General features: G+C 73.3%; 21 protein-coding genes. 14 read left to right on the forward strand and 7 right to left on the reverse strand.

Going from position 1 to position 26,713, the window contains the following annotated elements; all coding sequences use genetic code 11:
- Positions 1-209 precede the first annotated feature (209 nt).
- The gene (locus ACIA6C_RS03555) at positions 210-1,241 is read left to right on the forward strand and encodes an aspartate-semialdehyde dehydrogenase (RefSeq protein WP_399272615.1); all 1,032 of its coding nucleotides are present in this window, start codon (positions 210-212) and stop codon (positions 1,239-1,241) included.
- Between the two features lie 185 nt (positions 1,242-1,426).
- On the forward strand, positions 1,427-4,009 hold the full coding sequence (gene pepN, locus ACIA6C_RS03560; protein WP_399272617.1) for an aminopeptidase N: 2,583 nt from the start codon (positions 1,427-1,429) through the stop codon (positions 4,007-4,009).
- A gap of 51 nt (positions 4,010-4,060) precedes the next feature.
- On the opposite strand, the gene ACIA6C_RS03565 is transcribed toward pepN, so the two are convergent.
- From ACIA6C_RS03565 to ACIA6C_RS03575, 3 genes are read right to left on the reverse strand one after another with little or no spacing between them, the layout of a single operon-like run.
- Positions 4,061-4,969 (reverse strand): LysR family transcriptional regulator, encoded by a 909-nt coding sequence (locus tag ACIA6C_RS03565; protein WP_399272619.1) that lies wholly within the window; start codon positions 4,967-4,969, stop codon positions 4,061-4,063.
- A 10-nt stretch (positions 4,970-4,979) separates the two neighbouring features.
- Positions 4,980-5,915, reverse strand: coding sequence for a DMT family transporter (locus tag ACIA6C_RS03570; RefSeq protein ID WP_399272621.1), 936 nt, complete (start codon positions 5,913-5,915; stop codon positions 4,980-4,982).
- Between the two features lie 41 nt (positions 5,916-5,956).
- The gene (locus ACIA6C_RS03575) at positions 5,957-6,913 is read right to left on the reverse strand and encodes an EamA family transporter (protein WP_399272623.1); all 957 of its coding nucleotides are present in this window, start codon (positions 6,911-6,913) and stop codon (positions 5,957-5,959) included.
- 146 nt (positions 6,914-7,059) lie between these two features.
- Here ACIA6C_RS03575 and ACIA6C_RS03580 point away from each other — a divergent pair, with 146 nt between their 5' ends.
- Positions 7,060-7,557 (forward strand): MarR family transcriptional regulator, encoded by a 498-nt coding sequence (locus ACIA6C_RS03580; protein WP_361136863.1) that lies wholly within the window; start codon positions 7,060-7,062, stop codon positions 7,555-7,557.
- Positions 7,558-7,799: 242 nt separating this feature from the next.
- Here the strand turns inward: ACIA6C_RS03580 and ACIA6C_RS03585 are convergent, their stop codons facing one another.
- The 4 genes from ACIA6C_RS03585 to ACIA6C_RS03600 all read right to left on the reverse strand — a co-directional run bounded on the left by ACIA6C_RS03585 (position 7,800) and on the right by ACIA6C_RS03600 (position 11,492).
- Positions 7,800-8,039: a hypothetical protein gene (locus ACIA6C_RS03585; protein ID WP_361136861.1), complete on the reverse strand. Its 240-nt coding sequence runs from the start codon at positions 8,037-8,039 to the stop codon at positions 7,800-7,802.
- A gap of 20 nt (positions 8,040-8,059) precedes the next feature.
- A complete protein-coding gene (gene malQ, locus ACIA6C_RS03590; RefSeq protein WP_399272625.1) occupies positions 8,060-10,096 on the reverse strand; it encodes a 4-alpha-glucanotransferase in 2,037 nt (678 codons plus the stop codon).
- A gap of 30 nt (positions 10,097-10,126) precedes the next feature.
- Positions 10,127-10,354, reverse strand: a complete 228-nt coding sequence (locus ACIA6C_RS03595) for a hypothetical protein (RefSeq protein ID WP_399272627.1) — start codon at positions 10,352-10,354, stop codon at positions 10,127-10,129.
- A gap of 601 nt (positions 10,355-10,955) precedes the next feature.
- Positions 10,956-11,492 (reverse strand): HNH endonuclease, encoded by a 537-nt coding sequence (locus ACIA6C_RS03600; protein WP_361136857.1) that lies wholly within the window; start codon positions 11,490-11,492, stop codon positions 10,956-10,958.
- 260 nt (positions 11,493-11,752) lie between these two features.
- Here ACIA6C_RS03600 and ACIA6C_RS03605 point away from each other — a divergent pair, with 260 nt between their 5' ends.
- From ACIA6C_RS03605 to ACIA6C_RS03655, 11 genes are all read left to right on the forward strand, one after another.
- Entirely contained in the window at positions 11,753-12,835 is a 1,083-nt protein-coding gene (locus ACIA6C_RS03605) for a mechanosensitive ion channel family protein (RefSeq protein ID WP_399272629.1), read from the forward strand.
- 142 nt (positions 12,836-12,977) lie between these two features.
- Positions 12,978-14,249, forward strand: coding sequence for an ROK family protein (locus tag ACIA6C_RS03610; protein WP_399272631.1), 1,272 nt, complete (start codon positions 12,978-12,980; stop codon positions 14,247-14,249).
- A gap of 108 nt (positions 14,250-14,357) precedes the next feature.
- Positions 14,358-15,692 (forward strand): ABC transporter substrate-binding protein, encoded by a 1,335-nt coding sequence (locus ACIA6C_RS03615; RefSeq protein WP_399272633.1) that lies wholly within the window; start codon positions 14,358-14,360, stop codon positions 15,690-15,692.
- Positions 15,693-15,696: 4 nt separating this feature from the next.
- Positions 15,697-16,641: a carbohydrate ABC transporter permease gene (locus ACIA6C_RS03620; protein WP_399272635.1), complete on the forward strand. Its 945-nt coding sequence runs from the start codon at positions 15,697-15,699 to the stop codon at positions 16,639-16,641.
- A 1-nt stretch (position 16,642) separates the two neighbouring features.
- The gene (locus ACIA6C_RS03625) at positions 16,643-17,536 is read left to right on the forward strand and encodes a carbohydrate ABC transporter permease (RefSeq protein WP_399272637.1); all 894 of its coding nucleotides are present in this window, start codon (positions 16,643-16,645) and stop codon (positions 17,534-17,536) included.
- A 5-nt stretch (positions 17,537-17,541) separates the two neighbouring features.
- Positions 17,542-18,831: a 6-phospho-beta-glucosidase gene (locus ACIA6C_RS03630; protein ID WP_399272639.1), complete on the forward strand. Its 1,290-nt coding sequence runs from the start codon at positions 17,542-17,544 to the stop codon at positions 18,829-18,831.
- A complete protein-coding gene (locus tag ACIA6C_RS03635) occupies positions 18,822-19,865 on the forward strand; it encodes an N-acetylglucosamine kinase (RefSeq protein ID WP_399272641.1) in 1,044 nt (347 codons plus the stop codon). Before ACIA6C_RS03630 ends, ACIA6C_RS03635 begins: the two co-directional genes overlap by 10 nt.
- A 245-nt stretch (positions 19,866-20,110) precedes the next feature.
- Positions 20,111-21,535 carry a hypothetical protein gene (locus tag ACIA6C_RS03640; RefSeq protein WP_399272643.1) on the forward strand — a complete coding sequence of 475 codons (1,425 nt, stop codon included), beginning with the start codon at positions 20,111-20,113 and terminating at the stop codon, positions 21,533-21,535.
- A 179-nt stretch (positions 21,536-21,714) separates the two neighbouring features.
- A complete protein-coding gene (locus ACIA6C_RS03645) occupies positions 21,715-22,650 on the forward strand; it encodes a glutamate ABC transporter substrate-binding protein (RefSeq protein WP_399274451.1) in 936 nt (311 codons plus the stop codon).
- 100 nt (positions 22,651-22,750) lie between these two features.
- On the forward strand, positions 22,751-24,040 hold the full coding sequence (locus ACIA6C_RS03650) for a hypothetical protein (RefSeq protein WP_399274453.1): 1,290 nt from the start codon (positions 22,751-22,753) through the stop codon (positions 24,038-24,040).
- Positions 24,037-26,544 (forward strand): tetratricopeptide repeat protein, encoded by a 2,508-nt coding sequence (locus ACIA6C_RS03655; protein ID WP_399272645.1) that lies wholly within the window; start codon positions 24,037-24,039, stop codon positions 26,542-26,544. The genes ACIA6C_RS03650 and ACIA6C_RS03655 overlap by 4 nt, the downstream gene beginning before the upstream one ends.
- The last annotated feature ends 169 nt before the right edge of the window (positions 26,545-26,713 follow it).

A 26,713-nucleotide genomic window follows, 5' to 3' on the forward strand; every position in this document is an offset into this window, starting at 1 on the left:
CCCTCCGGGCGTTTCGACGCCGATGCCGGCGCCGACCAGGCGAAACGGTGTCCGGGGCGGGTCGGCGGCGGCCCTGTGACGGACTCGCCACGGTATTCGCGCGCAGAGATCGTCCGCACCTCGGACAATGGATTGGACAAGGTTCGTAGGACCGCACGCATGATGTCCTTATGCGCGCCCGCGTCGAACGCACACATGAGGGAGTCACCGTGAGGGTCGGAATCGTCGGAGCCACCGGACAGGTCGGCGGAGTCATGCGCGGCATCCTCGCCGAGCGGAAGTTCCCGGTGGACGAGCTGCGGCTGTTCGCCTCGGCCCGTTCGGCCGGTTCGACCCTGGAGTGGGAGGGCCGCGAGATCACCATCGAGGACGCCTCCACCGCCGACTACTCCGGCCTGGACATCGTGCTGTTCTCCGCCGGCGGCGCCACCTCCAGGGCGCTCGCGGAGAAGGTCGCCTCGCAGGGCGCCGTCGTGATCGACAACTCCTCGGCCTGGCGTGGTGACCCGGAGGTCCCGCTGGTCGTCTCCGAGGTGAACCCGCACGCGGTCAAGGACCGCCCCAAGGGCATCATCGCCAACCCGAACTGCACCACGATGGCCGCGATGCCGGTCCTGCGCCCGCTGCACGACGAGGCCGGCCTGACCGCGATGGTCGCCACCACCTACCAGGCCGTCTCGGGCTCGGGCCTGGCCGGTGTGGCCGAGCTCGACGGCCAGGTCAAGGCCGTGGCCGGCGAGGCCACCGCGCTCGTCCACGACGGCGAGGCCGTCGAGTTCCCCGAGCCGGGCGTCTACAAGCGGCCCATCGCCTTCAACGTGCTGCCCCTGGCGGGTTCGATCGTGGACGACGGCTCCTACGAGACCGACGAGGAGCAGAAGCTCCGCAACGAGTCCCGCAAGATCCTGGAGATCCCGGAGCTCAAGGTGTCCGGCACCTGTGTGCGCGTCCCGGTCTTCTCGGGTCACTCGCTCCAGGTCAACGTCCGCTTCGAGCGTCCGCTGAGCGTGGAGCGCGCCTACGAGCTGCTGGCGGACGCCCCGGGCGTCGAGCTCTCCGAGATCCCGACCCCGCTCCAGGCGGCGGGCAAGGACGCCTCGTACGTGGGCCGCATCCGCACCGACGAGACGGCGGAGAACGGCCTCGCGCTGTTCCTCTCCAACGACAACCTGCGCAAGGGCGCGGCCCTGAACGCGGTCCAGATCGCGGAGCTGGTCGCCGAGGAGCTCAAGCAGGGCTGACCGGGCCGCCGGTCCCACCCCCGCACCCGCCGAAGGGGCGGCGCCGCGAGCCGGCGCCGCCCCTTCGGCGTGCCGGGAGACGGCCCGGGTCCGGTCCCTGTTCGCCCGTGGATTACCCGGGCGCGCCGCCGCGGGGCCGCGTGGAAGGATGGGCCGGCAACGTCACCATCAAAGGAGATGACCGCGTGCCTGGCACGAATCTCACCCGTGAAGAGGCTCAGCAGCGGGCGAAGCTGCTCACCGTCGACTCGTACGAGATCGAACTCGATCTCAGCGGTGCGCAGGAGGGGGGCACCTACCGGTCCGTGACCACCGTGCGCTTCCGGTCGGCCGAGGCGGGCGCCGCGACCTTCATCGACCTCGTCGCGCCCTCCGTGCACGAGGCCGTCCTGAACGGCAAGGCCCTCGACGTGGCCGCCGTCTTCCGGGACTCCCGGATCGCGCTGGAGCACCTGGCCGCCGGCGACAACGAGCTCCGCGTCGTCGCGGACTGCGCCTACACCAACACCGGCGAGGGCCTGCACCGGTTCGTCGACCCGGTCGACCAGCAGGCGTACCTGTACACCCAGTTCGAGGTGCCGGACGCGCGGCGGGTCTTCGCCAGCTTCGAACAGCCCGACTTGAAGGCCACCTTCCAGTTCACGGTGACGGCTCCCGAGGGCTGGACGGTCATCTCGAACTCCCCGACGCCCGCTCCCGAGGACGTCAAGGACAACGTCTGGCGCTTCGAGCCGACCCCGCGGATCTCGACGTACATCACCGCGCTGATCGCCGGCCCGTACCACGCGGTGCACAGCTCCTACGAGGGCAAGGACGGGCAGTCCGTGCCACTCGGCATCTACTGCCGGCCCTCCCTCGCGGAGTTCCTCGACGCCGACGCGATCTTCGAGGTGACGCGGCAGGGCTTCGACTGGTTCCAGGAGAAGTTCGCCTACGACTACCCCTTCGCCAAGTACGACCAGCTCTTCGTGCCCGAGTTCAACGCGGGCGCGATGGAGAACGCGGGCGCCGTCACCATCCGCGACCAGTACGTCTTCCGCTCGAAGGTGACGGACGCGGCCTACGAGGTGCGCGCGGAGACGATCCTGCACGAGCTGGCGCACATGTGGTTCGGCGACCTGGTCACCATGGAGTGGTGGAACGACCTGTGGCTCAACGAGTCGTTCGCCACCTACACCTCGATCGCCTGCCAGGCCTACGCCGAGGGCTCGAAGTGGCCGCACGCCTGGACCACCTTCGCCAACTCGATGAAGACCTGGGCGTACCGGCAGGACCAGCTGCCGTCCACGCACCCGATCATGGCGGACATCCGTGACCTGGACGACGTCCTCGTCAACTTCGACGGGATCACGTACGCCAAGGGCGCCTCGGTGCTCAAGCAGCTCGTCGCCTACGTCGGCATGGACGCCTTCTTCAAGGGCGTGCAGGCGTACTTCAAGGCGCACGCCTTCGGCAACACGCGCCTGTCCGATCTGCTGGGCGCCCTGGAGGAGACCTCGGGCCGCGACCTGACCGCCTGGTCGAAGGCGTGGCTGGAGACCGCCGGCATCAACATCCTGCGCCCGGAGATCGAGACGGACGCGCAGGGCGTCATCACGGCCTTCGGCGTCCGCCAGGAGGCCCCGGCCCTGCCGGCGGGCGCCAAGGGCGAGCCCGTCCTGCGCCCGCACCGCATCGCGATCGGCCTGTACGACCTGCGCGACGGCCTGCTGACGCGCACGGACCGGATCGAGCTGGACATCGACGGCGGTCTGACGCAGGTGCCCGAGCTGGTGGGCCGCGCCCGTCCGGCCGTGGTGCTGCTGAACGACGACGACCTGTCGTACGCGAAGGTCCGCCTGGACGAGGTGTCCCTGTCCAACGTCACCGCCTACCTGGGCGACTTCACCGAGTCGCTGCCGCGCGCGCTGTGCTGGGCCTCGGCCTGGGACATGACCCGCGACGGCGAGCTGGCGACCCGCGACTACCTCTCCCTCGTCCTGTCGGGCATCGGCAAGGAGTCGGACATCGGCGTCGTGCAGTCGCTGCACCGCCAGGTGAAGCTGGCGATCGACCTGTACGCCGACCCGGCGTGGCGCGAGCAGGGCCTGGCCACCTGGACCGAGGCGACGCTGGAGCACCTGCGGGCGGCGGCGCCGGGCAGCGACCACCAGCTCGCGTGGGCCCGTGCGTTCGCGGCGACGGCCCGGACCGAGGGGCAGCTGACGTACCTGTCGGCTCTGCTGGACGGCTCGGCGGAGGTCGAGGGCCTGGTGGTCGACACCGAGCTGCGCTGGGCGTTCCTCGAGCGGCTGGTGGCGACGGGCGTGGCCGGCGAGGCGGCGATCGAGGCCGAGCTGGAGCGGGACGCCACGGCGGCCGGCCAGCGCCACGCGGCCACCGCCCGGGCGGCGCGCCCGACGGCGGAGGCCAAGGCGCAGGCCTGGGCTTCGGTCGTGGAGTCGGGTGACCTGCCGAACGCCGTGCAGGAGGCGGTGATCGGCGGCTTCGTCCAGTCCGACCAGGTCGAGCTGCTGGCCCCGTACACGCAGAAGTACTTCGCGGCGGTCAAGGAGGTCTGGGACACCCGCAGCCACGAGATCGCGCAGCAGGTCGCGGTGGGGCTGTACCCGTCCCTCCAGGTCTCGCGCGCGACGCTGGACGCGACGGACGCGTGGCTGGCCTCGGCCGAGCCGAACGCGGGTCTGCGCCGTCTGGTGTCGGAGGCGCGCGCGGGTGTCGAGCGCGCCCTCAAGGCCCGGGCGGCGGACGCGGCCGCCGCGTCCTGAGCCCCGTGTGCCCCGGCCCGCTCCGGCGGGCCGGGGCACACCCGTGTCCGCTCAAGCGGTGGCGCGCGCCGCGGCCGCGTCCCGCAGCGCCTCCAGGACCGGGGCCAGCGCCGGGGCCGACTCGGCTCCGCTGCGGGTGGCCGCGATGACGTGCCGGGCGGGGCGGTCGTGGGCCAGCACCCGTACGGCGGTGCCCGAGGCGCGTTCGGTCACCATGCGGGGTACGAGGGCCACCCCCATGCCCGCTTCGACCATCGCCAGGATCGCGCTCCAGCCGGACGCCGAGTGCGCCTGCTCCGGCACGAACCCGGCCGCCTCGCAGGCGGAGCGGGTGATCTGGGACCAGGGGCCGCTGCCGCCGTAGATCCACCGGTCCCCCGACAGGTCGGCCAGCCGCACGAGCGGTGTGGCGGCGAGGGGGTGGTCGGGCGGCAGCGCCACGTCCAGCGGGTCCTCCAGCAGGGTGACCCGGGTGAAGCGGGGGTCGCGGGCGGTCGGCGCGTGGGCCGCGAGGGACAGCGCGAGGTCGACGACCCCGGCGGAGAGCAGCTCGTAGGACTCGGCGGCCTCCGTCTCGCGCACCCGCACCTCCACCCCGGGACGGGTCCGGCGCAGGGCCGCGACGGCCGGCACCACCAGGGCGGGCACCGCGGTGGAGAAGGCGCCGATCCGTACCTCGCCGACGTCCCCGGAGAGGTACCCGGCGAGTTCCGCGTCGGCCCGTTCCAGCTGGGCGAAGACGGCCTCGGCGTGCCGCAGGACGAGGTGGGCGGCGTCCGTGAGCCGTACCCGCCGGCCCTGGGCCTCCAGGAGCGGGACCCCCAGCTGCCGGCCCAGGTTGGTCAGCTGCTGCGAGACGGCCGAGGGCGTCATGTGGAGCGCCCCGGCCGTCGCGGTCACGGTTCCCCGGTCGGCCAGCGTCCGCAGGATCCGCAGCTTCTTGATGTCCCACTCGGTCATGGGCCCGAACCTACCGGCGGGCACTCCCCAGCCCCACGCCCAGGAGGATCAGCGCCATGCACAGCAGCTGCGCCGGGCCGGTCCGCTCGCCCAGCAGGAGCAGTCCGAGACCGGCGACGCAGACCGGCTGGAGGTAGTAGACGACTCCGGCGCGGGCGGCGCCGATGAGCGAGACGGCCTTGTTCCAGGCGAAGAAGGCGACGGCGGAGGACATCACGCCGACGTAGAGCAGCATGCCGCCGGTGGCGGGGGTCAGCGGGAAGCCGCCCTGGACGGTGAGGGACACGGCGTAGGCGGGCGCCAGCATCAGGGCGCCGAGCACGAAGGTGGTGAGCAGGAAGGCCAGGCCGCCCAGTTCGGCGGGCTTGCGCTTGAGCAGTGCGCTGTAGGTGGCGAAGGAGAGGGCGGCGGCGAACATCCACAGGTCGCCCGCGGTGAAGTCGAAGCCGATCGAGCCGTCCCCGACCAGGAGCAGTACCCCGAAGGCGGCGAGCAGCATCCCGAGGACGCGGCGGGCGCCGAGCCGTTCGCCGCCGAGGCGGGCGTAGAGGGCCATGACGACCGGCGAGGCCGCCATGATCATGCCCATGTTCGAGGCGGAGGTGGTCAGCCCCGCCTGGTGCACGAGGGTGTTGTAGAGGGTGACGCCGAAGAGGGTGGCGAGCGCGGTGTAGCGCAGGTGGCGCCGGATCAGGGCCCGCTGCTGCCAGGCCTGGCGGGCGGCGAACGGGGTGACCGCGAGGGCGGCGATGACCCAGCGCCAGAAGACGGCCTGGACGGGCGGTACGGTCTCGGCCATTCCCCGGGTGGCGACGAAGCTGCCGGACCAGACGACCGTCGCGACCAGGGCCAGGAGCACGCCGAGGCCGGCGGCTCCCTTCTTCCCCGTGCCGGTGGACTGCTGTGCTGCTGGTGGGATGGTGCGGTTGCGGTCCAGGACGGCCACTGGGTGTCTCCCCCTCGGGATTCGGTCGACGGTTCGTGTGGCTACGGTCGCACCGGTCCAGCTGTCAGGTCCATCGAAATGTTCCGATCGGTCTTTTCAGCAGAAGTGAACGGTTCCGGGTTCAGGGCGGCCTGGGCGGCGGCGGCCCGGGCCGCGAACAGCTGGCCCGCGACGGTGGCCCCGAAGGCGATCGCCATGCCGACGAGCTGGACGGGGGAGAGCGCCTGCCCGAGGACCGCCCAGCCGATGACGGCCGCGGTGAGCGGGGAGAGCGGGCCGAGCAGGGTGACGGAGGTGGCGGAGAGCTTGCCGATGCCGCGGAACCAGAGCCAGTACGCGGTGCCGGTGTTGAGGAGCATCATGTAGCCGTAGCCCAGGAAGGCCTTGCCGTCGAGCGCGGGCGGGGCGCCTTCGACGAGGGCCGCGATGGGGATGATGATCAGCCCGCCGGCGGTGAGCTGCCAGCCGGTCATGGCCAGCGGTCCGACGCCGTCCGGGCGGCCCCAGCGCTTGGTCATCACGGTGCCCGCGGCCATGGAGGCGGAGGAGACCACACCCGCGATGATGCCGAGGAGGTCGAGCTTCGCGGCGGCGGTCAGCACCACCATGCTGACGCCGAGCGCTCCGGTGACGGCGGCGAGGACGGTGCGCAGGCTCGCCCTCTCGCCCAGGACCAGGGCGGCGAGTCCTACGACGAACAGCGGGCCGGCGCTGCCGAGGACGGCCGCGACGCCGCCGGGCAGCCGGTAGGCGGCGAGGAAGAGGAGCGGGAAGAAGGCACCGATGTTCAGCGCGCCGAGGACGGCGGACTTCCACCACCACTCGCCCTTGGGGAGGCGGCGGGACAGGAGGGTCAGCAGCAGACCGGCGGGCAGGGCGCGCATGACGCCGGTGAACAGCGGCCGGTCGGGTGGGAGCAGTTCGGTGGCGACGGCGTAGGTGGAGCCCCAGGAGATGGGGGCCAGGGCGGTCAGGGCGACGGTGGCGAGGCGGTTCACGGCTACTCCTCGGGGGTGGGACGGCTACGAGGTCGGGGACGAGGTCGGCGGGCCCCGTTAGGTTGCTTGTAAGTAGCTTAGCGCTAAGCTACTTTTCGTCAAGCGACTTTTGGTGATCGAAGAAGGAGAGGCCGGATACTGTGCTCATGACCGAGGCCAACAAGGACGCCGTCGACGCGATCACCGACCAGTGGCACGCGGTGCGACCGGACCTGAACACCGTCCCGATGGCCGTGTTCGGCCGCATCAACCGGATCGCCCGGGCCGTCAGCGAAGAGATGGAACGGACCTACAACCGCTACGGGGTCTCCCTCGGCGAGTTCGACGTGGTCGCCACCCTGCGCCGGTCCGGGGCCCCCTACACCCTCTCGCCGCGACAGCTTTCGGCCACGCTGATGCTCACCAGCGGCGGTATGACGGGTCGGCTGGACAAGCTGGAGAAGGCCGGACTGCTGTGCCGCAACCCCGACCCGAACGACCGGCGCGGGCTCCAGGTGACGATCACCGAGCGCGGGCTCAAGCTCATCGACGAGGCCGTCGCCGCGGGCCTGGAAGTGCAGCGCGCCGCACTGTCGGGGCTGGACGGCGAAGAGGTAGAGGCGCTCAGCGGGCTGCTGCGCAAGCTGATGGCGGGCGTCGGCTGAGCCTTACCGCGAGCCGCGATCCGTTCACCGGGGAGCCGTTCACCTGAGCCCCTCACCGGGGAGCCGTTCACCTGAGCCCCTCACCGGGGAGCCGTTCACCCTGAGCCCTTCACCGGGGAGCCGTTCACCGGCGCCGGGCACGACGAGGCGCCGGGGGTCGCGCGACCACCGACCACAGGTCGGCGTGCGGACCCCCGGCGCCCCGGAAGTCTTATGGGACCGCCCGTGCGAGGGCGGCCGGATCAGTCGGTCGGACGCTGCTTGCGCGACTTGTCGCCGACCATCACCAGACCCGCGATGACCAGGAACAGCACGATCGGCGTGGCCACGTACAGGCCGAGCGTCTCACCGATGCTCAGGCCCGGGCCCGGGTCATCGCCGTCGTCGCGGATCGCCGCGAGGGCGGGAGACGTCATCAGCAGCATCATCAGCGTCGTTCCGGCCGTGACGGCGCCGGCGCGCAGAGCGTTCTTCTTGTCCACGGTGCAAACGTAGCGAACACCTAAAGGGGGCGCGCGCCCGGGGGTGCCGTACGGGTGCGCGCGCCCGCCCGCACCGCGCTCAGCAGGGCGTTCGCGCGGGATGAGGCCATCAGCGCCTCCAGCGCCACCGGCCGTCCGGCCTCGTCGGCGACGGGCAGCCGCCAGTTGGGGTACTGGTCCCAGGTGCCCGGCAGGTTCTGCGGCCGCCGGTCCCCCACCGCGTCGGGCAGCCACACGCCGACCAGGTGGGCGGGCGTGCGCAGCAGGAAGGCGTACAGCCCGCGTACGGCGGCCTCCTCGCCCTTGGCCTCCAGGCCCATCCGGTCCAGCACGGCCAGCCACTCGGCGGTGTCGGCGGCGTCCTCGGCCCGTTCGGTGTCCACGGGCCGGGTCAGCAGGCCCAGGCGGTCGCGCAGTTCGACATGGCTGCCGGCCAGCTTGGCGGCGGTGGGAGGCAGGTCGTGGGTGGTGACGGTGGCCAGGCAGTCGGCCCGCCAGTCCGCCGGCTCCAGCGGCTGCCCCCCGCCCTGCCAGTCCCGTTCGAACCACAGCACCGACGTACCGAGCACGCCGCGCCGGGCGAGCGCCCGCCGTACCCCGTGCTCGACCGTGCCGAGGTCCTCGCCGATGACCAGGGCGCCGGCCCGGTGGGCCTCCAGCACCAGCACGGCCAGCATCGCCTCGCCGTCGTAGGAGACGTACGTGCCCTCGGCCGGCGGGGTGCCCTCGGGGATCCACCAGAGCCGGAACAGGCCCATCACGTGGTCGATGCGCAGCGCGCCCGCGTACCGGAACACCCCGCGCAGCAGGGCCCGGAAGGGGGCGTAGCCGCTCGCGGCGAGCGCGTCGGGGCGCCAGGGCGGCAGCCCCCAGTCCTGGCCGCGCGCGTTGAAGGCGTCCGGCGGTGCGCCGACGGTGGCCGCAGCGGCGTACGTGTCCGGCGCGGCCCAGACGTCCGCGCCCTCGGGGTGCACCCCGACGGCCAGGTCGTGGACCAGGCCGACCGTCATGCCAGCGTCCCGGGCGGCGCGCTGGGCGGCGGTGAGCTGAGCGTCGGTCAGCCAGGCCAGCCAGCAGTGGAACTCGGCGCCCCGGGCGGTCTCCGGCGCGTCCTCGGCGCCCTCGGGCCAGCGCGCCCGGTCGGTGCCGTACCGCTCGGCCAGCGCGAACCAGGTGGCGTGCCGGGCCAGTGCGGAGCCGCCCGCCTCCCGGAACGTGCGGAACCCGGCGTCCCGGGAGGGCTCGCGCGGGACCGCGTACAGGAGTTCCAGGGCGGCGCGCTTGAGCTCCCACACCGCGTCCCGGTCGATGAGGGCGCCCTTCTCCAACACCGCGCGCCGCAGCTCCCCGGCCCGGGCGGCCAGTTCGGCCAGCGCTTCGCGGTCGGGGCAGGCGGCGTACTCGGGGACGTCCTCGATGCGCAGGTAGACCGGATCGGGGAAGCGGCGTGAGGACGGCCGGTAGGGGGAGGGGTCGGTCGGGCTGCCGGGGACGGCCGCGTGCAGCGGGTTGACCTGGAGGAACCCGGCTCCGTGGGTGCGGGCCGCCCAGTCGGCCAGGGCGGCCAGGTCCCCGAGGTCGCCCATGCCCCAGGAGCGTTCGGAGAGCAGGGAGTAGAGCTGGACGAGCAGGCCGTGGGTGCGGCCGGGGGCGGCCGGGGCCCGGTCCGGGGCCAGGATCAGGGTGGCGGTGGCGGTGCGGCCGTCGGGGGCCTGGGCGGTCAGGCGGTGTACGCCCAGCGGCAGTCCGGGCCCCCAGGGCAGTTCACCGCCCTCCTCCAGGGCGACGCGGATCGCGGTGCCGGGCGGGAGTCCGGCCAGCTCGTCCGGGGCCGCTCCCGCCCAGCTGACGAGGACCGGGGGCAGCAGCCGGTCCGCCGCGGTCCGCTCCGCCGACGCCAACTCGGCCCGTACGGCCTGCGGGTCCCCGGCGGCCACCCCCAGCCGGCCGAGCGCGGCGACGACGGTGGTCCGCGGGACCCGCAGCGTGACGTCCTCGGCGGGCTGGTAGGAGGTGGCGACTCCGTGCAGGGCCGCGAGCCGGTCGAGGTCGTCCATGTGAGTCCCTGTCTGATCGCTGGGTGGTGGTCAGTCGCCCGCGCGGGTGGGTACGGAGGGCTCGCTCGTCAGCGCGGCCTCGTAGGTGAGCGGGGGTTCGCTGGTCAGGGGGGCGTACGCGGTGCAGCTGAGCGGCGGTTCGCTGGTCAGGGGGGTGCAGGGCACGTCCGCCGGACCGCTCTGGGCGCGGAGGTGGCGCAGGGGCGCGCGGGTGGCCGCGGGGTGGACGGTGGAGCTGCGGACGGGTCGGGCTTTCATGGAAGCACTCCTTCGCGCGGGTTCGTGGGACCGATGTAACACGCCCGGCGAACACCGCAGCACTACCCCGTCGGGCGCCCGGCATTCCCGGCGTAGCCGCCCACGATCACCGTCGGGCGCCGGCGCCTCCGCCGCGCGGACGGGGGGCCCGGCGCGTTCGTACGGGTGGGGGCGCACCGGGACGGGGTGGCTCCGTGCAGCTCAGGGGCGGGCAGCGGGCCGCCGCGGCCGCGGCCGCGGCGACCGGGACGCCGCTCGGCGGCTCCCCCGTGACCGGTCCGCCGGGCATGTGTGCGGGCCGCGCCGTACGAAGCGCCCAGCCGGCCGGGGGCCGGGGCCGTCCCGCGGCCGGACAGGTCCTGGATCCCCTCTCCGATGCTCCGCGAGCCGCCGTCAAGGGGCGGGGCCGCCCGCGGTGGGGGCCGGACCGACGAGCGGCTCGTGCGGCGGCCGGCTGGTACGGCGCCCGGCTCGTAAGGCGCCCGGCTCGTACGGCGCCCGGCTCGTACGGCGCCCGGGTATGCGGGAACCGCCCGGCCCGGCTTCACGGGCGCGCCGGGCGGAACCGGCCGTGGGCCCTACGCCCCTTGTGGCGCCCGCGCTATGACGCCGCCACCCCGATCCGGTCCAGTGCCGCCTCGGCCCCGAACGGCTCCAGGTACGGCATCCAACGGGGATCGCGGTGGCCCGTTCCGATGATGCGCCAGGCCAGACCGGACGGCGGGGCCGGCTGGTGGCGCAGCCGCCAGCCCAGTTCCAGCAGGTGCCGGTCGGCCTTGACGTGGTTGCAGCGGCGGCACGCGGCGACCACGTTGTCCCAGGCGTGCTGGCCGCCCCGGCTGCGCGGGACGACGTGGTCGACGCTCGTCGCGACGGCCCCGCAGTACATGCAGCGGCCGCCGTCGCGGGCGAAGAGCGCGCGCCGGGTGAGTGGAACGGGCCCCCGGTAGGGGACCCGCACGAAGCGCTTGAGCCTGACCACGCTGGGCGCGGGGACGGCTCTCGTCGCGCTGTGCAGGAAGGCGCCGGATTCCTCCAGGGAGACCGCTTTGTTCTCCAGGACGAGGACGAGCGCGCGGCGGAGCGGTACGACGCCGAGGGGCTCGTACGACGCGTTGAGGACCAGGACGTGCGGCACGGACTGCCTCCTTGTACGCCGGCGGCGCGTGGCTCGCGCCGGGACGATCTGCTCTCCAGTCTCCCCTTAGGGCTGGTGGAAGCGCCACCACGCGCTCGTAACGGGTCGGAGGTGTTTTCCGACACACCCGTTCCGTCCCCACGTGAGGCCGGTCTCTCCCTCGCGCACGGCGGCGGGGTCGGGGCGGCTGCCCCGTTAGTGTGGTCGGGTCGTCCGCTTTTCCCCCGCGGTCGGCCCGCTATGCCTGGAGGTTCCCCGCCGTGCCCTCGCCCGCCACCCTGCTACCGCTGGCAGACGACATCCCGACGACGACGGGTGCCGCCACCGAGAGCGTGACGAACGCCACGGACTTCATCGAGAAGAACTGGGCCGATTGGCTGGCCATGGGCCTGCGGATCCTGCTGATCCTGGTCATCGCCTTCGCCATGCGCTCGGTCATCCGCAAGTCGCTGACCAAGCTGATCAGCCGGATGAACCGGGGCGCCGAGGCCGTCGAGGGAACGGCGCTGGGCGGGCTGCTCGTCAACGCGGAGCGGCGGCGCCAGCGCTCGGAGGCGATCGGTTCGGTGCTGCGCTCGGTGGCCTCGTTCCTCATCCTCGGCACGGCCGTGCTGATGGTGCTCTCCCAGCTGCGGATAGACCTCGCGCCGCTGCTGGCGAGTGCGGGTGTGGCCGGTGTGGCGATCGGTTTCGGCGCACGGAACCTGGTGACGGACTTCCTGTCCGGCGTGTTCATGATCCTGGAGGACCAGTACGGCGTCGGCGACAAGATCGACGCCGGGGTGGCCTCCGGCGAGGTCGTCGAGGTCGGACTGCGCGTGACGAAGCTGCGCGGGGACAACGGCGAGATCTGGTACGTGCGCAACGGCGAGATCAAGCGGATCGGCAACCTCAGCCAGGGCTGGGCCACGGCGGGCGTGGCCGTGCAGGTCAAGCCGACGGAGAGCCTCTCCCGCCTGCGCGAGGTGGTCCAGCAGGTCGCCGACGGCATGGCGAAGGAGTCGCCGTGGGACGAGCGGCTGTGGGGCCCGGTGGAGGTGCTGGGGCTCGACGAGGTGCTGCTGGCCTCGATGACGGTGAAGGTGTCGGCCAAGACCATGCCGGGCCAGCAGTTCGCCGTGGAGCGCGAGCTGCGCTGGCGGATCAAGGAGGCGTTCGACGCGGCGGGCATCGGCATCATCGGCGGTCTGCCGGCCGCCGACGACGCCGAGGAGGGCGCCGCCGACCCGGCGGCCGCCGTCGCCCCGCCGTCGGCGCTGGCCAACCCGACCTCGGCGCAGTCCCTGGCCACCAGCCCGATCCCGCCGCCGGCCGCGCCGGGAAACCCCCGCATCACCAAGTAGTCCCGTAGCCCGCGTCGCTCGCGCCGCCGCCGCCTCACCGCTGCCCCGCAGGTCACAACCCGCGGGGCAGCGCCATTGACACGGCTCCGAAGGCAATAGGAAACTTACCTAACAGTTCACCTGCCGAGGGAGAGCCACCTCCATGCCCGCCGCCACCCCCGGAACGCCCAGCCTGCTGCGCGCCATGAACGACCGTGCCGCGCTGGAACTCCTGCTGACGCACGGACCGCTGTCCCGGACCCGGATCGGGCACCTGACCGGCCTGTCCAAGCCCACGGCCTCCCAGTTGCTGGCCCGGCTGGAGGCCGCCGGGCTGGTCGTGGCCACCGGCACCGACGGCGGCCGGCCCGGGCCCAACGCCCAGCTCTACGCCCTCAACGCCCGCGCCGCCCACGTGGGCGGACTCGACGTCACCCCCGATCGGGTGTCCGCTGCCGTCTGCGACCTCACCGGCGAGGTGGTCGGCAGCTTCGAACTGCCCTACCGGGAGGGCAGCGACGCCGTCGAGCAGGTCACCGAGGCGCTCGGCAAGGCCGTCGGGGCCGCCGGGCTCCGGCGCACGGACGTGCACCGGCTGGTCATCGCCACGCCTGGCGCGTTCGACCCGCAGACCGGCCAGCTGCGCTATGCCAGCCACCTGCCCGGCTGGCACTCCCCCACCCTCCTCGACGAGCTGGCGGCGGCCCTGCCGATGCCGGTCGAGTACGAGAACGACGTGAACCTCGCCGCGATCGCCGAACAGCGGCTCGGCGCGGCCCGCGGCCACGAGGACTTCGTCCTGCTGTGGAACGAGGAGGGGCTCGGCGCCGCGCTCGTGCTCGGCGGCCGTCTGCACCGCGGCTGGACCGGCGGCGCGGGCGAGGTCGGCTTCCTGCCCGTGCCCGGCCACCCCCTCGTCCGGCAGGTCACCCGCGCCAACACCGGCGGCTACCAGGAGCTGGCGGGCGTACAGGTGCTGCCCCGCCTCGCGCGGGAGCTGGGGATCGCGATGCCCGAGGGGTTCGGGGCCCCGGACGGCTTCGGAGCCCCGGAGGGCAGTCCGGCCGCAGGCGGCAACGCGGCCGCGGACCGTCCGCAGGTCGCCCTCGGCGTCGCCCTGCTGGAGCGGGCCGCCGCCCGGCCGCAGGGCGCGTACCTGCGGTTCCTCCAGTCGTACGCCACCGTCCTCGCGACCGGTCTGGCCTCCCTGGTCGCCGTGCTCGACCCGGAGATCGTGGTCCTGTCCGGGGCCGCGATCGCCGCGGGCGGCGAACCTCTGCGCGCGCTGCTGGAGGCCGAGCTCGCCGAACTGGCACCTTCCCGGCCCCGCCTGGTCCCCGGCGAAGTGCGCGAGCGACCCGTCCTGCGCGGCGCGCTGGAGAGCGCCCTGAGCACCACCCGCGAAGAGGTCTTCGACACCTCCCGCCGACGCTGACGCCCCGCGTCCACCCCCCACACGACCCCCACCTCCCGCGCCCCCAGGTCCCCACCCCGTCCACGGCACCCCCCACGGAAGTTCCTCACCCAGAGAGCGAGCCCCGCCATGCCCAGATCCGGACGCCCGACCACCGCCATCGCCGCCCTCGCGGCGATGACCGCCCTCGCCACGGCCTGTACGGGCCAGAGCGGCGCCTCCGCCGACGACGACCCGAACGCGCAGGTCACGCTCACCTTCTGGCACGGCTGGTCCGCGCCCGGAGAGGTCCGGGCGATCGAGGAGAACATCGCCCGGTTCGAGCGGGCCCACCCGAACATCACGGTCCGCGTCACCGCCGACATGACCGACGACAAGATCAACCAGGCGTTGCGCGCGGGCGGCGACAAGGCCCCCGACGTGGTCTCCTCCTTCACCACCGACAGCGTCGGCAAGTTCTGCAACTCCGGCGCCTTCGCGGACCTGAACCCCTTCCTCACCAAGTCCGGCGTCGACAAGGCGAAGGTGTTCCCCGGGACGCTGCTGGAGTACACGCAGTACAACGGCAACCAGTGCACCCTGCCGCTGCTGAGCGACGCGTACGGCCTCGTCTACGACAAGAGCGCCTTCGCGGCGGCGGGCATCACCGAACCGCCCAGGACGTGGAGCCAGTTCGCCGAGGACGCGCAGAAGCTCACGGTGGCGCGCGGCGACACCTACGACCGGCTCGGGGTGATGCCCACCTTCCACGGCTACGAGACGAAACCGACCCGGCTGGCCGCCCAGTGGGGCGGGACCTACTTCGACGCCCGGGGCAGGTCGAACCTGGCCCGGGACCCGGCCTTCGCGAAGATGCTGGCCGCGCAGAAGGACCTCGTGGACAAGCTCGGCGGCTACGAGAAGCTGGAGAAGTACCGCGCCACCTTCGGGGACGAATGGAGCGCCGAACACCCCTTCCACACCGGCAAGGTCGCCATGCAGATCGACGGGGAGTGGCGCCCCGCGATGGCGAAGGAGGCCGGCGTCCCCTTCGAGATCGGCACCGCACCGCTGCCCGTGCCGGACGACCAGGTGGCCGACTACGGCAAGGGCTATGTCTCCGGCACGGTCATGGGGATCTCGACGGCGAGCCGCAAGCAGAACGCCGCCTGGGAGCTGGTGAAGTACATGACCACCGACACCGACGCGGTGGTGGCCTTCGCCAACGCCATCCACAACGTCCCCTCCACGCTGGCGGCGCTGGCGTCGCCGAAGCTCCAGGTCACCCCGGAGTTCAAGACGTTCATCGACATCGCCCGCCACCCCCGGTCCGCCACCACCCCGGCCCAGGCGGACGGCGGTACCTACCAACTGACCTTCGAGGACTTCGCGTACCGGGTCGAGAAGGGCGACGTGGCCGACGTCCCGGCCGGGCTCGCCCGCACCGACCAGCAGATAGACACCGACATCGCGAAGGCCGAGTAGCCCGATGGCCACCCCGCACACCGCGCGGGCGAAGCGGCGCCGTTCGGCGCTGCGCACCGCCGCCTTCATGTCGCCCTGGCTGATCGGGTTCGCGCTCTTCTTCGCCTACCCGCTGCTGTCCACCGTGTACTTCTCCTTCACCAAGTACGACGGCTTCCGCCCGCCCGCCTTCAACGGTCTGCGCAACTGGACGTACGTGTTCACCGACTATCCGCTGTTCTGGCCGGCGATGCGCAACACGCTGTGGCTGGTCGTGGTGATGGTCGGCTGCCGGGTCGTCTTCGGTCTCGGCACCGGTCTGCTCATCACGAAGATCAAGACGGCGCCCGGGCTCTTCCGCACCCTGTTCTACCTGCCCTACCTCGCCCCGCCGGTGGCCGCGACGCTGGCGTTCGTCTTCCTCCTCAACCCGGGCACGGGGCCGGCCTCGGTGCTGCTGGAGGGCGTCGGACTGCACTCGCCCGGCTGGTTCACCGACGCCGACTGGTCCAAGCCGGCGCTGACCGTGCTCGCGGTGTGGGGCGTCGGCGACCTGATGGTCATCTTCATGGCCGCGCTGCTCGACGTGCCGAAGGAGCAGTACGAGGCCGCCGAGCTGGACGGGGCCGGCGCGTGGGCGCGGCTGCGGCACATCACCCTCCCGAACATCTCCCCGATCATCCTGTTCGCCGTGGTCACCGGGGTCATCCAGGCCATGCAGTACTACACGCAGCCCCTGGTCGCCGGGAAGGTGGCGGCCGGCGTGATCGGCGGCTCGGGCGAACAGTTCGAGCCGGGCTACCCCGACAAGTCCACGCTGACCCTCCCGCAGGTCGTCTACAACCTGGGTTTCCAGCGCTTCGACTACGGCGCCGCGTGCGCGGTCGCCCTCGTCCTCTTCGCCCTCTCCATGGCCTTCACCGCGCTGCTGATGCGCCGCCGTGGCGGACTGATCGGATCAGGTGACTGACATGGCCGTGACCACGACGGCGAGGGGCGCCGCCACCGAGCGGACCGCGCCCGCACCGCCCCGGCGCCGCCGGGGCGCGCTCGTCCACTGGGTGGCCGTACACAGCCTGGGGGTGGCCGCCGCCCTGTTCTTCATCCTCCCCTTCGTCTTCCTCTTCCTGACCTCCCTGATGGACGACCGGCAGGCCCTGACCCGCGACCTGTGGCCCCACGCCTGGCAGTGGGACAACTACGCCACGGTGTGGCGCACCCCCGGTTTTCTGACCTGGTGGCGCAACACGCTGCTGTACGCGGGAGTCGGCACACTGCTGACCGTGGTCTCCTCGCTACCCGTCGCCTACGCGCTCGCCACGTTCCGCTTCCGCGGACGGCGGCTGTCACTGCTGCTGGTGATCGCGATGATGATGCTGCCGCCGCAGGTGGTGGTCATCCCGATGTACCTGTTCTGGGCCAAGCAGCTCGACCTGTCCGGCACCCTGTGGCCGCTGGTCGTCCCCATGGCGTTCGGCGACGCGTTCTCCATCTTCCTGCTGCGCCAGTTCCTGCTGACGATCCCCGGCGAGTACCTGGACGCGGCACGCGTCGACGGCTGCGGCGAACTGCGCACGCTGCTGCGCGTCGTCCTGCCGCTGGCCAGGCCCGGGATCGCCGCCGTCGCGCTGTTCCAGTTCTTCTACGCCTGGAACGACTACTTCGGTCCGCAGATCTACGCCTCGGACAACCCGGCCGCCTGGACGCTCAGTTACGGGCTGGAGTCCTTCAAGGGGGCGCACCACACCAACTGGAACCTGACCATGGCGGCGACCGTGCTGGTCATGGCGCCGGTGATCGTCCTCTTCTTCTTCGCCCAGAAGGCGTTCGTCGAGGGAGTCACCCTGACCGGAGTGAAAGGCTAGCGACGATGAAACTCGCAGTGGTGGGCGGCGGTTCCACCTACACACCCGAGCTGATCGACGGCTTCGCGCGGCTGCGCGACACCCTGCCCGTCAGCGAACTGGTGCTGATCGATCCGGCCGAGGAGCGGCTGGAGCTGGTCGGCGCCCTGGCCCGGCGGATCTTCGCCAGGCAGGACCACCCCGGCAAGATCACCACCACCTCCGATCTGGACGCGGGCGCGGCCGGAGCCGACGCGGTCCTCCTCCAGCTGCGGATCGGCGGACAGGCGGCCCGGCTCCGGGACGAGACGTGGCCCCTGGAGTGCGGCTGCGTCGGCCAGGAGACGACTGGTGCGGGCGGGCTCGCCAAGGCGCTGCGCACCGTCCCGGTCGTCCTCGACATCGCCGAACGGGTCCGGCGGGCCAGCCCCGACGCCTGGATCATCGACTTCACCAACCCGGTCGGGATCGTCACGCGGGCGCTGCTGGGCGCCGGTCACCGGGCGGTGGGGCTGTGCAACGTCGCCATCGGCCTCCAACGGAAGTTCGCGGCGCTGCTGGGGGTCGACCCGTCCGGCATCCACCTCGACCACGTCGGCCTCAACCACCTGACGTGGGAGCTGGGCGTGCGCAAGGGCGGCCCCGACGGCGAGGACCTGCTGCCCGGGCTGCTCGCCGAGCACGGCGGTGCCGTCGCCGCCGACCTGCGGCTGCCGCGGGCCGTGCTGGACCGGCTCCGCGTGGTGCCGTCGTACTACCTGCGCTACTTCTACGCGCACGACGAGGTGGTCCGGGAACTCGGTTCGAAGCCCTCGCGGGCCGCCGAGGTCGCCGCCATGGAGCGGGAGCTGCTCGCCCTGTACGCCGATCCCGCCCTGGACGAGAAGCCCGCACTGCTGGCCGAGCGGGGCGGGGCGTTCTACTCGGAGGCGGCCGTGGACCTCGCGGCGGCCCTGCTGGGCGACGGCTCCGGCGCTTCCCCCGTCCAGGTCGTCAACACCCGCAACGCCGGGACCCTGCCGTTCCTGCCGGACGACGCCGTCATCGAGGTGCAGGCACGCGTCGACGACGCGGACGGCCCGGACGGCCCGGGGCCGGTGCCGCTGGCGGTGCCCCGGCTGGACCCCCTGTACGCCGGGCTGATCGCCCACGTCACCGCGTACGAGGACCTCGCGCTGGACGCGGCGCTGCGCGGCGGCCGCGAGCGGGTCTTCCGGGCCCTGCTGGCGCACCCGCTGGTCGGGCAGTTCGACCTCGCCGAGGGTCTGACGGACCGGCTGCTCGCGCACAACAGGGAGTACCTGGCATGGGCGTGAACCCGGCCGCGCCGCGCGCCGCCCCGCTCCCGGCCCCGCACGCCGCCCCGCTCCCGGCCGCCGTGCTGGCCGTCGACGCCGGGAACAGCAAGACCGACGCGGCTCTCATCGGCGCGGACGGCACGGTGCTCGGCACCGGCCGCTCCGGGGGCTTCCAGCCGCCCCGCACCGGGGTCGGGGCCGCCGTGGACGTGCTCGGGCAGGCCGTCGCCCAGGCGGCGGAGGCGGCCGGGCTGCGTGCCGGCGGCCCGTACGCGGAGCAGGTGTCGGCCTGCCTGGCCAACGCCGACCTGCCGGTGGAGGAGCGACGGCTCGCGGAAGCGATCGGCGCCCGCGGCTGGGGCACGGCGGCCGAGGTGCGCAACGACACCTTCGCCGTCCTGCGGGCCGGGCTGACGGCGCCCGGCGCTGTGTACGGGGTCGCCGTGGTGTGCGGGGCCGGGATCAACTGCGTGGGGGTGGCCCCCGACGGGCGGACCGCGCGGTTCCCGGCGCTCGGGCGGATCTCCGGCGACTGGGGCGGCGGTTCGGGCCTGGCCGGGGAGGCCCTGTGGTGGGCGGCGCGGGCCGAGGACGGGCGCGGCAGCCCGACCGGGCTGGCCTCGGCGGTGCCGGCACACTTCGGTTTCGCGACGATGGCGGGGCTGATCGAGGCCCTGCACCTGGGCACGGTCGCCTACGAGCGCACCCACGAGCTGGTGCCGGTGCTGTTCGCGGTCGCCGCGGCCGGGGACCCGGTGGCTTCGGCGGTGGTGGAGCGCCAGGCGCGGGAGGTGGTCGCCATGGCGTCGGTGGCGCTGGCGCGGCTCGGGATGCTCGGCGAGGAGGTGCCGGTCCTGCTGGGCGGCGGGGTGCTCGCCGCCGGACATCCGCAGCTGAACGGGGCGATCGAGGCGGGGCTGGCGGAAGTCGCCCCGCGGGCCCGGGTGTCGGTGGTGGTGGCCCCGCCGGTGCTGGGCGCGGGACTGCTCGGGCTGGACGCGGTGGGGGCGCCGCCCGAGGCGTACGGAAAACTCCGTGCCCATTTCGGGTGAACCTGCCCGCGGGGGCGGCCGGTCTGGAACCGTGACGGGAGCCCGGACGTATTGACGGTGAAGGGGAGACGCGAGCGGCAGCGGAAGCGGTGACCGAAGCGGCGGCGGCGCCGGACCGGGGGAAGGGTCGTCAAGATCCGGCACCTGGTGCTGTAGTTGACCGCCGATGCGGCCATACTGCTGCGACGGGTACTCCCGCGGTGACCGGACCGGGGGGCGCCCCGCCCGGCAGCCGGGGGGAAGTCATGACCGAGGGGGAGGTCACGGTGGCCATCACATCACGCGCGCCCGCGCCCGGCGGCGGTGTCTCCACGACGCCCGCCGCCGGACCGCCCGCGCCCGCACCGCCGGGGCCGCGCACCGCCTGGGCCGAGGGCGTCGAGCGGCTGCGCGCGGCCGCGACGACCGAGCCGGGCCGGCTGCGCATCATCGGGGCGGTACTCGCCTCGCTGGTCCTGCTGTTCGGCACGTCGGCGGTCTGGGAGGTCTCGGACCGGGTGACCGCCGCCGAGGACGTGGTGGGGCACAGCCAGCCGCTGAGCGCGGACGCGGCGAGCATCTACCGTTCCCTCGCGGACGCGGACACCGCGTCCTCCAGCGGATTCCTCGCGGGCGCCCAGGAGCCGCGCGAGGTCCGCGAACGGTACGAGAAGGACATCGCCAACGCGTCCCGGCTGCTGGTCAACGCGGCCGCCAACACCGACGCCGGCGGCGACTCCCGCAAGGAGATCGCGCTCCTCGGGCAGCAGCTGCCGCGCTACACGGGCCTGATCGAGCAGGCGCGGGCCACCAACCGCCAGGGTCTGCCGCTCGGCGGCGCGTACCTGCGGTACGCCAACGAGCAGATGAGCACGGTGCTGCTGCCGGCCGCCCAGCGGCTCTACGAGGCGGAGACGGGCCGGCTCTACAAGGACTACGACGACGCCCGTTCCTGGCCCCCGGTCGCAACGCTCACCGGACTGCTCGCGCTCGGCGCCCTGGTGTGGGCACAGCGGCGCAACTACCGCCGGACCAACCGCGTCTTCAACCACGGCCTCGTCGCGGCGACGGCCGCCGCGGCGGTGGTGCTGCTGTGGCTGACCGTCGGGCAGACACTGGCCCGGTCGGGTCTGAGTGAGGCCCGTTCCGGCGGGCAGGAGTCGCTGAAGGTGCTGAACGACGCGCGGATCGCCTCGCTCCAGGCGCGGGCCGGCGAGAACCTGACGCTGATCGCGCGCGGCGCCGTACTGGCCGAGGACAAGACGTCCGACAAGTACGACGTGGAGTTCACGAAGAACATGAAGGAGTTGGACTCGGGGCTGGCGACGGCGCTGCGGCTGGCCGATGACACCAGTGGGCGCCGGCCCGTCCAGCAGGCCCTGGACGGCGTGGCGCAGTGGAAGCAGCGGCACGCGGCGGCCCGGGAAACCGACATGCGCGGCGACTACGAGCTCGCGCTGCCGCAGGTCATCGGCGACAAGGACCACAAGGACAGCAGCGGGGCCTCGTTCGACACGGTGGACGCCTCCCTGGAGCAGGCCGTGGCCCATGAGCAGAAGCAGTTCACTCAGGCGGCCCGGGGCGGACTCGGGGCACTGGGCGGTCTGGCGTCGGGCTCGGCGGCCCTGGCGGTCGTCGGCGCGGCGGCCGCACTGCTCGGCATCGGTCGCAGGCTTTCGGAGTACAGGTGAGATCGATGCGGATACGCGCGGGACGGGACCAGGGGTACGGCGCCGACGGCAGCCCGGCCGGGGAGCCCACGGGCCCTGCGGCCGGCCGCACCGGGGCGGCCGCAGGGGCCGGGCGGCCCGGGGGCTTCCCGGCGCGTCGGCCCGTGCACCGGCTGCGCGGCTGGGGAGGGGTCGGCGCCATGGCGTTCGCCTGCGCGCTGACCGCGGCGGCGGTGCTGCTGCCGTTGGCCCAGGCCGCTCCGGACGCCGTCGGGCCCGGCGCGGTCCGCCCGCCCGCCACGATGGCGTTGGCTCCGGCGACCCCGGCCGACACCTGCCAGGACCCCGAGGCCAGCCTGCGGCCCGACGGGGTGGACGGCCCGGCGATCGAGCGGATCCGCAAGGCGGGCAAGCTCGTCGCGGGCGTGGACCAGAACAGCTTCAAGTGGGGCTACCGCAAGCCGGACGGCCACCTCGACGGCTTCGACATCGCGCTGGTCAAGGCCATCGCCAAGGACATCCTGGGTGATGAGAACGCCGTCATCTACCGGGCCATCCCCACCAGCCAGCGCATCCCCGCGCTCAAGGAGAACCGCGTCGACATCGTGGTGCGGACCATGACCATCAACTGCAAGCGGCTGGAGGACGTCGCGTTCTCGACGGCCTACTTCGAGGCCGGGCAGCAGGTCCTGGCGCCGAAGGGCTCCCCGATCACCGGGTACGACACCTCGCTGAACGGCCGCAAGATCTGCACCGCCGCCGGTTCCACCGCCGAGACCGCCCTCAAGTCCCAGTCCTACGGCGCGGTCCCGGTCTCCGTGGCCAACCAGCTGGACTGCCTGGTCCGGCTCCAGCTGGGCGAGGTGGACGGCATCATCACCGACAACGCCCTCGCGGCGGGCCAGGCGGCGCAGGACCCCTCCGTGCAGCTGGTCGGCTCGCCGTTCACCCGCGAGTTCTACGGGGTCGCGATGAACAAGGACGCCGGCGACCTGGTGCGCCGCGTCAACAAGGTGCTGGAGAACTACCGCGCGGGCGGCAACGACAGCCCCTGGATGCAGGCCTACCGCACCCACCTGGAGGCCGTGCTCCCGAACGTCACCGCACCGCCCGCGCCCAAGTACCGGGACGGCTGAGGCCGTGGCCGGATCGGGATCGGGATCGGGATCGCAGCCGTACGCGGGCGAGGAGAACGGGGAGAGCCGGGTGCGTCTTGCGCAGACGGGATCGGCAGTGATGGACCGCGACGAGGTCGACCGCGCGCTGACCCGCCTGGGCGCGGAGCACGAGGCCGTGGAGACCTCCCTGCTCGCGCTCCAGGACCATGCCGGGCGGCGGCTGCTGGAGGGCGCCGCGCTGACCGGGACCACCAAGGAGCGGTGGGCGGCCGCCGACGCGGCGATCACCCGGCTCTGGACGTACTTCGACGCCTACAGCGGCGCCTTGGCCGCGGCCCGGCAGATCCGCGAACGGCGGCGCTGGCCGAACCGCGAGGACCTCGTGGAGCTGACCGACCGGCTGCGGGGACCCGGTGTGGTGGTCGCCGGGGCCGGGGCAGAGGGGGCCGGGCTCGCGGAGCGGTTCTCCCTCGCGGAGCTGGTGCTCCGGATGAACGAGCTGTACGCGGCCTCCCTGGACGTGGTCGTGGCCGCCGACGCGGTCTGGTCGGTGCTGCCCGCGCGGATCGACCTGCTCGCCGCCGAGCTGCACCGGACCCGTTCGCTGGCGCGCTCCGTCGGCGTGCGTCCCGGTGAACACCCCTCGGGGGACGACCTCGAAGACATCACCGCCGAGCTGGCGCAGCTGCGGGAGCAGGTGATCGCGGACCCGCTCGCGTTCTGGGTCAGGACGGCGGGGAGTTCCGCCCCGGGCGGCGGCCGTCCGGACACCACCCGGTACGACCGGGCCGCGCGCGCCCTGGACGACGTACGCCGTGAGATCGAGGCGGTGCTGGCGGTACGGCAGGACGCCGAGCAGCGGCTGATGGCCGTGCGGGACGTCCTGTCGCGGGCCGACCGGACCCTCGCGGAAGCGCGGACGGCGCGCGGCGAGGTACTGGCGAAGATCGCCGCGTCGGAGGTCCCGGCCGTCAGCGGTCCGCCGACGGCGTTGCAGGAGCAGCTCTCAGCGGCGGCGGAGTACCGGCGCCAGGCACAGTGGCACCGGCTGTCCCCGCTCCTGGAGTCCCTGGAGGAACGCGCCGAGGACGAACTGCGCCGCGCGCGCGAGTCGCTGACGGCGGTCACGGCGCCGCTCGCGGTGCGGGCGGAGCTTCGGGGCCGGCTCGACGCGTACAAGGCGAAGGTCACCCGCCACGGCCTGGCCGAGGACCCGCTGCTGATGGAGCGCTACGACACGGCCCGGCGGATGCTGTGGAGCGCGCCGTGCGACCTGCGGGCCGCCGAGCAGGCGGTCCTGCGCTACCAGCGGGCGACGGCCGAGGCGCTGACGCCGCAGCCGCCATCGCCGTCGCCGTCGCAGGAGATGCCCCCCGCCGTGGGCGGGGCGGAAAGGGAAGACGGATGAGCCTGATCGGAACCGCGTGCGTGCGCCCCGGCTGCCCGGGGTCGTACGAGGACATGGGGGGCGGCGAGGTCTACTGCGACACCTGCGGGCTGGCGCCGATCGGCGCCGCCTCGGCGGGTGCGGAGGAACTGGTGTCGCCGCCCACCGGCATGACCAGCGCCGCGCGGCACGGCGATTCCCGCGGCTCGGGGCGCTCTTCGTCGGCGTCGGCCCGCTCCTCCCGGTCGGCGCGGTCCTCGCGGTCGTCCTCGTCACGGCGTTCGGTGTCGGGGCGGCTGTCGCGTTCGCTTCCCGGGACGGCCTCCAGTCGGTCGGTCTCGGTGCGCAGTTCGGGATCGGCCGGCTCGTCCTCGGGGCGCGGCCGGCTGGGGGCCGGACTGGTCGAGGTGCCGCAGGTGCCGCGACCGGACCCCTCGGCGGCCGTACTGGAGAACCCCGAGGTCCCCGAACGCAAGCGGTTCTGCTCCCGCTCGGACTGCGGGGCCCCGGTGGGTCGGGCGCGCGGCGACCGGCCGGGCCGGACGGAGGGGTTCTGCACCAAGTGCGGGCACCCGTACTCCTTCGTGCCCAAGCTGAACGCGGGTGACGTGGTGCGCGGGCAGTACGAGGTGGCGGGCTGCCTGGCCCACGGCGGCCTCGGCTGGGTGTACCTGGCGGTGGACAAGGCGGTCTCGGACCGCTGGGTGGTGCTCAAGGGTCTGCTGGACACCGGGGACCAGGACGCGATGGAGGCGGCGATCTCCGAGCGGCGCTTCCTCGCGGAGATCGAGCACTCCAACATCGTGCGGATCTACAACTTCGTGGAGCACCTGGACCAGCGGACCGGTTCGCTGGACGGGTACATCGTCATGGAGTACGTCGGCGGCAAGTCGCTCAAGGAGATCGCCAACGGGCGGCGGCGGCCGGACGGCCGGCGCGACCCGCTACCGGTCGAGCAGGCGTGCGCGTACGGCATCGAGGCGCTGGAGGCGCTCGGTCACCTGCACAGCAGGAACCTGCTGTACTGCGACTTCAAGGTCGACAACGCGATCCAGCAGCAGGACCAGCTCAAGCTGATCGACATGGGCGCGGTGCGCCGGATGGACGACGAGGAGTCGGCCATCTACGGCACCGTGGGCTACCAGGCGCCGGAGGTCGCGGAGCTGGGCCCGTCGGTGGCGTCGGACCTGTACACGGTGGCGCGGACCCTGGCGGTGCTGACCTTCGATTTCCAGGGCTACACGAACGTCTTCGTGGATTCGCTGCCCGACCCCGAGCACATCGAGGTGTTCCGGCGGTACGAGTCGTTCTACCGGCTGCTGGTGCGGGCCACGGATCCGGATCCCGGCCGCAGGTTCGCGTCCGCGCAGGAGATGGCCGACCAGCTGACGGGCGTGCTGCGGGAGGTCGTCGCGCTCCAGACGGGCCGGCCTCGCCCCCAGCTGTCGACGCTGTTCGGGCCCGAACTGCGGGTCCCCGACACCCGGTTGTTCGCGGACGAGGCGGGGACCGTCGCCGAGGCCGGGGCGTTGGTCCCGGCGCAGCGGCGGGGCGGGGCGGTGAACCGTGCCGTACCGGCGGGCCCGGCTCTGCGTGGCGGGCTCGCGGCGCTGGACGCCCGGGATACGGCGCTGGCGCTTCCGGTCCCGCTGGTGGACGCGGCCGACGCCAACGCCGGGTTCCTGGCCGGCCTGCTCACGGCCGCCCCCGCCGACCTCCTGGGGGCACTGGGCTCGGCACCGGCGGACTCCGCCGAACTGCGGCTGCGGGAGCTGCGGGCCCGGCTGGAGCTGGGCGAACTCGTGGTGGCGGGGGCGGCGCTGGCCGAGCTGGAGGTCCGGCACCCCGACGACTGGCGGGTGGTGTGGGCGCGCGGCATCGCCTCCCTGGCCACCGGGGACGACGAGATAGCCGCCCTGTCCTTCGACGCCGTCTACGACGCCTTCCCGGGCGAACCGGCCCCGAAGCTCGCGCTGGGGCTGTGCGCGGAGATCCTGGGGCAGTTGGACAACGCCGCCGAGTACTACCGGCTCGTCTGGATCACCGATCCCGGCTTCGTGAGCGCGGCGTTCGGGCTGGCGCGGGTGCAGCTCGCCTCCGGCGACCGGGCGGGGGCGGTGCGGACCCTGGAGTCGGTTCCGGAGGTGTCCATCCACTACACCGCCGCCCGGGTGGCGGCCGTACGGGCACGCCTGCGCGACCGGTCCCCGGAAGAGCTGCTGCTGCCCGACCTGGTGGCGGCTGCCGCGCAGGTGGAGGCGCTGGGGCGGTTCGGGCTGGACTCGGTGCGCAGGGAACGGCTTTCGGTGGAGGTTCTGGGCTCGGCCCTGGACTGGGTACTGTCGGGTAGCCGGGGTGCCGACCCCGGCCGGACCTCGCTGCTCGGCAGTCAACTGGACGAGCGGGGGCTGCGCTTCGGCCTGGAGCGCTCGTACCGCGTCCTCGCTCGGCTGGCGCAGCGGGGCGAGGAGAGGATCGAACTGGTGGAGCGGGCAAACCGTTTCCGTCCCCGGACGTGGGTGTGATTGATGTCGATGCATCGGCTGTCGGGCTGCCCCGGCTGCGCGGAGCCCCTGGAAGAGGCTGACCGTTTCTGCGGTGTTTGCGGCCACCCGGTCGGCCCCGACGCGGGCTCTCCCGGCGGGACGGCGTTGTCCGCCCCGGACCGCTCCGTCCCCCCGTCTGCCCCGGGCG

This window comes from Streptomyces sp. NPDC051578, from assembly GCF_044454045.1.
Classification (GTDB): domain Bacteria; phylum Actinomycetota; class Actinomycetes; order Streptomycetales; family Streptomycetaceae; genus Streptomyces.